Annotated in this window: 7 protein-coding genes; 1 reads left to right on the top strand and 6 read right to left on the bottom strand. The window is 47.1% G+C overall.

Features of this window, described 5'->3' with window-relative positions; genetic code table 11:
* Positions 1 to 101 (top strand): IS3 family transposase (locus tag AC1DM9_RS32965; RefSeq protein ID WP_477580142.1); only part of this gene is annotated, 101 nt, incomplete at its 5' end.
* Between the two features lie 100 nt (positions 102 to 201).
* Here AC1DM9_RS32965 and bioC read toward each other — a convergent pair.
* The 6 genes from bioC to bioA are packed head-to-tail and all read right to left on the bottom strand — an operon-like array spanning position 202 to position 6,083.
* Entirely contained in the window at positions 202 to 1,068 is an 867-nt protein-coding gene (gene bioC, locus AC1DM9_RS32960; protein WP_477584236.1) for a malonyl-ACP O-methyltransferase BioC, read from the bottom strand.
* Positions 1,058 to 1,816 (bottom strand): alpha/beta fold hydrolase, encoded by a 759-nt coding sequence (locus AC1DM9_RS32955; RefSeq protein WP_477584234.1) that lies wholly within the window; start codon positions 1,814 to 1,816, stop codon positions 1,058 to 1,060. The genes bioC and AC1DM9_RS32955 overlap by 11 nt, the downstream gene beginning before the upstream one ends.
* A complete protein-coding gene (gene bioF, locus AC1DM9_RS32950; RefSeq protein ID WP_477584232.1) occupies positions 1,813 to 2,991 on the bottom strand; it encodes an 8-amino-7-oxononanoate synthase in 1,179 nt (392 codons plus the stop codon). The genes AC1DM9_RS32955 and bioF overlap by 4 nt, the downstream gene beginning before the upstream one ends.
* A gap of 13 nt (positions 2,992 to 3,004) precedes the next feature.
* Positions 3,005 to 4,003 (bottom strand): biotin synthase BioB, encoded by a 999-nt coding sequence (gene bioB, locus AC1DM9_RS32945; protein WP_477584230.1) that lies wholly within the window; start codon positions 4,001 to 4,003, stop codon positions 3,005 to 3,007.
* 5 nt (positions 4,004 to 4,008) lie between these two features.
* On the bottom strand, positions 4,009 to 4,755 hold the full coding sequence (gene bioD / locus AC1DM9_RS32940) for a dethiobiotin synthase (protein WP_477584228.1): 747 nt from the start codon (positions 4,753 to 4,755) through the stop codon (positions 4,009 to 4,011).
* Between the two features lie 5 nt (positions 4,756 to 4,760).
* Positions 4,761 to 6,083 carry an adenosylmethionine--8-amino-7-oxononanoate transaminase gene (bioA, locus tag AC1DM9_RS32935; protein ID WP_477584246.1) on the bottom strand — a complete coding sequence of 441 codons (1,323 nt, stop codon included), beginning with the start codon at positions 6,081 to 6,083 and terminating at the stop codon, positions 4,761 to 4,763.
* Between the last annotated feature and the right edge of the window lie 30 nt (positions 6,084 to 6,113).

Raw genomic sequence — 6,113 nt, 5'->3', positions numbered from 1 at the left:
AACAGACCGTTCGAGACTACATCACTTACTATAACGCAATTCGTATTCAAACGAAACTAAAGAACCAGTCGCCGATTGATTACAGGCGACTGGCCGTTTAAACTTGAAGGTGTTTTGATCCCTGTCTCACAAATGGGGGTCAGTCCCGAATACCATGCTCTAGACGGGGCTGCTTTTATTAAGCTTTGTGATTTTACATATTTACTCATTTGCGAATGCTTGAATCAATAGAAGTTCATAACTGGCAGCAACGCCTCCTTGTATGCTGAACTTCTCCTCGTATTCCTTATACATGTTGGCAAACAACCGCTTCGAACTGAGACCTCGCATCGTATTAGCCTCTGAAGTGCTGGCTCCCATCGCTTTTACCGAGTGAAGAAAGTCTCTTGCTGAAGCATACTTTCCTATCTGAATGAAGCTTTCAGATTGAATACTAGACAAACCAGATTGCTTGAGCAAGCTGCTCCATTCATTTGTCGATAGAAACCAAAGTCCGTGCCGCTGCGGCTCGACTGCACTGGCTCGATAAGCTTCGTTAAAAGCATGATGCATCTCGCAAAATGTAGCAGGTCCGAATGTCGTGAATATGAGCAAGCCTCCAGGACGAAGCATGCGCCGAAGGTGACCAAGTGTTTGCCTTGGGTTGCTCAGCCATTGAAAACAGGCGTTTGAGACGATGAGATCACAAGAGGATTCCTGAGCATCTTCCGCCCATACTTCAACATCCGCCTGAATAAAGCTTATACGATCTGAAGTATTTTTTAGGATGCCATCACGGTTCGCTTCATTTGATAAGACACGTTGTTCAGCCAGCTTGATCATGGCGGGAGCAATATCAAGTGCTGAAATACTTGCACTAGGCCATTCATTAACTAGAATCTCAGTCAATGTCCCCGTGCCGCACCCGATCTCAAGAATTTTGGGCACGGCTATGTTGCGCTTGTTCTTCCACCCTATGAATGATTTTGCAAGCTGATCTGACATCATACGCTGAACATGAGCATGAGCGTCATACGAATTTGCACTGCGATTAAATTGACGTCGGATATCATTTTTCCTACTGCTCATGCCACCATCTCCTCAGCTCATTAGCTATTTGGTCTTCCCTTCCTAGGAAAGAGGCATGCCCGCAGGATGGCATCGTGAATAACTTTGCTTTTGGCAACTGGGTCATAAGCTCCACTGCAGCGCCGTAAGGACAAATACGATCATCAGACCCATGCACAATAAATACCGGGCAAGTGATGCTCTTTAGTTGAGACAAACAATCCTCGCTTCGTAAAATTTGAAGTCCTGCGATTAACGCTGGGGTTGTCCAGCTGCCAATCGGGGGTAGGCTTTCGTCTAGATTGACTTCCCTTTCTGCATCCGAAAACATGAGCTCTCGGAATCTTGCTTCAATCCCTTGTCGGTCCTGTTTGAGCCTTGTAATCATCTCCCTAACATATATATCTGCAAAGCCGAGATCAGACTCACCTTTTGATCGAGTAAATCGAGCAGATGCTCCGAACAACACAAGACCATCAGCAAACCCTTTTGCCGCGAGTCTTAGTGCAAGTAAACCGCCAAGAGACCAACCTCCGATTAACAACGGACCATGATCAGCCATCGTCTTGTCTACTGCCATTTCAATCAGGAGCAGCATTTTCTCTGGAGAATCGGCATCACTGTAATCAACAGAAACATGATGAAAATCCGAAAGAAACTCACGTATCCGATCGAAAACCGCATGTGGCATACTCCATCCGCATAACCATAAAATAGTGCCGCTTTTCTGTCGCTTAAGTTTCACTGATTCGCTATCCAATATAATCATGGACACAGCACTCCTAGTCGAAGTCCGATTGCATGAATGCGTGCGGCTGCATTTAACAATTCCTTATCTGTATGAACTGCTGACAAGGAAAAGCGAATACGAGCTGTTCCATCAGGTACAGTAGGTGGACGGATGGCAACCGCTGTGATTCCCTCTTCTTCAAGAGCTTCGCTGAAGCGTAAAGCCATATCGTTAGAGCCTAAGATTAAGGGTACAATTTGCGAATTTCCGGAACCGATGTTAAACCCCGCATCACTAAGGAAGGAACGAAATAATCTGCTTGCTGCATAAAGCCTTTCTCGACGCCAGTGTTCCTCTTTTACTAAAACTAACGCCTTTGAAATACCAGCAACGATTGAAGGAGGCAGCGCAGTTGAATATAGGAGTGGTCTAGCCTTATTCACAAGCCATCGTATTAGCAAGCGGCTGCCACAAATATAAGCGCCATAAATACCGAACGATTTACTGAATGTTCCCATATGAATATCAATGTCATTCTGCAATCCGAATTCATGGCACAATCCTTCGCCTCGCCCTCCGTAGATCCCCCCACTATGTGCCTCATCCACCATAAGCATCGCTCCGTACTCCTGTTTAAGCGCAACAAGTTCACGCAATGGTGCCATGTCGCCATCCATAGAGAAAATAGCGTCTGTAACGATCAGCTTACGCCGTTTATCACGATGCTTATTTAATAGTGTACGTAAATGTTCCATGTCGTTATGGCGATACCGGGTGTGCTCCGCACGGCTGAGTACAATGCCGTCCACCATACTCGCGTGGTTCAACTGATCGCTAAAAACAACATCTCCTCGCCCTACAAGTGCACTAATCACACCAGAATTAGCCATATAACCATTTGCAAAAACTAACGATGCTTCACAGTTTTGCCAATCCGCTAGTTCTTCTTCTAGACAACCATAAGGTAATCGGTTGCCTGTCACATGGCGTGATGCACCTGAACCAGCTCCTTCAGTGAGCAAGGCCTCACGCATCACTTCAAGTATGGCCGGATGCTGGGCAAGTCCAAGGTAGTCATTAGAGGACAAATTGAGCAATGTTCGTTCTCCGCGCATCGTATAACCAGGTGATCCGAATACAGAGCTAGTTATACGCAAAGAACGCTCCCTCGAAACATCAGCCAATAATTCTAGTTCTTCTTCCATCCATTTCATAGTCGGCACCGCCTTAAAGGGCATTTAACTCAATCTCAAAGCCCAAATCCTCAATTATTTGATGATCAGCTGATATGTCTTGGCCTGCTGTCGTTAAATAATCCCCCACAAAAAGTGAATTCGCGGCGAAAAGAGATAAAGGCTGCAGCGTACGTAGGTTGACCTCTCGGCCGCCTGCCACACGGATTTCTTTAGAAGGACATATGAAACGAAACAGTGCTAGTACCTTCAACGCTTTCATCGATGGCGTGCGACCTGCGTGTTCCAGTGGTGTTCCCGGTATTGCATTCAGAAAATTGATTGGAATTGAATCCGCATCTAGTTCGCGCAGCGCATAAGCCATTTCGACAATTTCCTGATTTGTCTCACCCATGCCGATAATGACGCCAGAGCAAGGGGACATGCCGTATGTCTTTACATTTTCCACAGTTTCAACGCGTTGATCATAAGTATGGGTCGTCGTGATGGAAGGGTAGTTGGCTTTACTGGTGTTCAGGTTGTGGTTGTATCGATGTACGCCTGCTTCTGCAAGTCGCCTAGCTTGATCATCCCCAAGAATACCCAAACATGCGCAAATTTTTAGAGGCATCGTTTGACGAATTTCTTTTACTGCAGCCACCACTTGGTCGAGCTCCCTGTTAGTTGGGCCTTTCCCGGAGGCAACAATACAATAGGTTCCAGCTTTACGCGCCATCGCCTCACGTGCACCTGAAAGCAATGTGTCTTTATCAAGCAGGGAGTATTTTTTAACTGGAGCCGTCGAAACGATCGATTGCGAGCAATAGCCGCAGTCCTCGGGGCAAAGGCCGCTTTTGGCGTTGATGATCATATTCAGCTTCACTTTTTTACCGTAAAAATGTTTTCTCACCGTAAACGCTGCTTGCATGAGCAGCAGCAGCTCATCATCGGCAGCTTCAAGCACAGCGAGCCCCTCTTCTAACGTTAAGCATTCTCCATGCAATGCTTTTCGGGCAAGCGATTGCCAATCCATCTCTACTTTAATTGTTTTCATCTCTATTATCCTCCCATGGGTTTAACTGCAAATGCCTCTCTAATAGGCGCGAATTGTATGGATTTTTGTAAGGTATGTATCAGCATGTGTGTAGTCTCTTCGGTATGCAAACGAGGAAACCGACCGAGAACTTTAAGGCCGCTAAATTGTTCAATTAGTTGTGCATTCGTAGCAACACTCGGATCGTCATCTGTTTCCGTTAATTCACCATCGTTCAGTATGACGCCAACAATAGGAACCCCCCGATTTTGAAGGAAAGAAGCAGTCAGAAGTGTGTGGTTAATTGTCCCGAGGCTGGAACGGGCTACTATTAGAGCAGGAATTCGGAGTTCCGCAATGAGATCCACCATGAGGTTGCCATCGGTCAGTGGCACGGCAACGCCGCCAGCCCCTTCGATGAGCAGTCCCTCGTATTGTTTGGTTAGTGGTAAACCAGCGGCAATTAACTCCTTCATCGTAAGCATCACACCAGCCTGCTTAGCTGCGAGCATTGGCGCAAGTGGAGCTTCGAATGTAAATGGCGCAACTGCTTCAGGCCGTTCGTTGATGCCCGTGCTTTTTATCAGCCGCTCAGCATCAGTATGTCCGCTGCCAATACGAGCACCGGTTTGAATCGGCTTCCAGACACCAGCATTCATTCCTTCAGCACGGAGCATAGCGGTTATGGCTGCCGTTACAACCGTCTTCCCGACGGCTGTATCTGTACCTGTCACAAATAATCCGCGTATCGTATCCTCGTTAAAAATGTTCAAAGAACTCACACCCCTTCTGTGACGTGAAGTATCGATTCCATCAAAATATTTGTCATGGCATCCAGTTCGGCAACATTACTCGAGAGCGGAGGAATAAAGACGATCACATTGCCAAGCGGCCTTGTTAGCATTCCGAGCTCTCTCGCCCGTAAGGTTGTGCGAACTCCAATTCGATCTGCCCAGTCATACGGCTCACGTGAAACCTTGTCACGTACGAGCTCTATTCCAATCATTAGTCCCTTTTGCCGGATTTCACCGACATGCTGGCAATCCTTTAGCGCTGCGAGCTTTTGCTGGACAAACGACGCCTTTGCTCTTACTCCCTCGATCATATTGCGCTCTTCAAACAGCTTTAAGCTTGCCAAAGCAACGGCACAGCCAAGCGGGTTACCGGTATAGGAATGACCGTGGAAAAATGTTTTTTGCTCTTCGTAATCAGCATAAAACGCTTCATACACCTCGTCAGTTGCAAGTGTCCCTGCTACAGGCAAATACCCACCGGTCAGCCCTTTGCCAATCACCATCAAATCAGGCGAGACATCTTCGTGATTACAAGCGAACATCGCGCCTGTCCGACCGAAACCAGTCGCCACCTCATCAGCAATGAGCAGTACACCATACTCACGGCACAGCGCAGCCATCTGGCGTAAACAGCCTGAAGGCATAACGATAATGCCCCCAGCCCCTTGCACAATCGGCTCCACAATAAGTGCCGCGATTTCATCCGACTTTGTCTCAAGCAAATGACGCAGTGACGCTAACGTATCTTCCAGTGCCTGCGCCTCACCGCCTGCATGACGATAAGCATAGGGATATGGAATGGTGTAAGAAGAAAATAACATGGGGCGAAAAGTGTCATGATACAGAGGAATGGCACCAACGCTCACCGCGCCAATTGTATCGCCATGGTACGCTTGGTTCATCGTTACAAACTTCGTCTTACCTCGTATCCCCTTGTTATGCCAGTATTGAAACGCCATTTTGATCGCGATCTCGACACCGGTTGCTCCTGAATCGGAGTAAAACACTTTGTTTAGTCCTTCCGGAGTAATTTCCACCAATTTTTCTGCAAGCTCAATTGCCGGAACATTAGCCATACCAAGAAGGGTGGAATGGGCCACTCGCCCTAACTGTTCTGTAATCGCCTGATTTAGCTCCGGCACGTTGTGTCCATGTACGTTAAGCCAGACGGATGAGAAACCGTCATAATATGCGCGTCCTTGGACGTCAAATAGCTTGATGCCTTCTCCGCGTTCAATAATGAGTGGATCAGCGTTATTGTAATCTTTCATTTGAGTAAAAGGATGCCATAGGTGGTTCTTATTCATGGCAGCAAGCCGTTCGAAATCTGTTATCAC

It is taken from the genome of Paenibacillus sp. 01T431, from assembly GCF_056398625.1.
The sequence above is the reverse complement of the archived record's forward strand: the minus strand, read 5'-3'. Positions and strand labels throughout refer to the sequence as shown.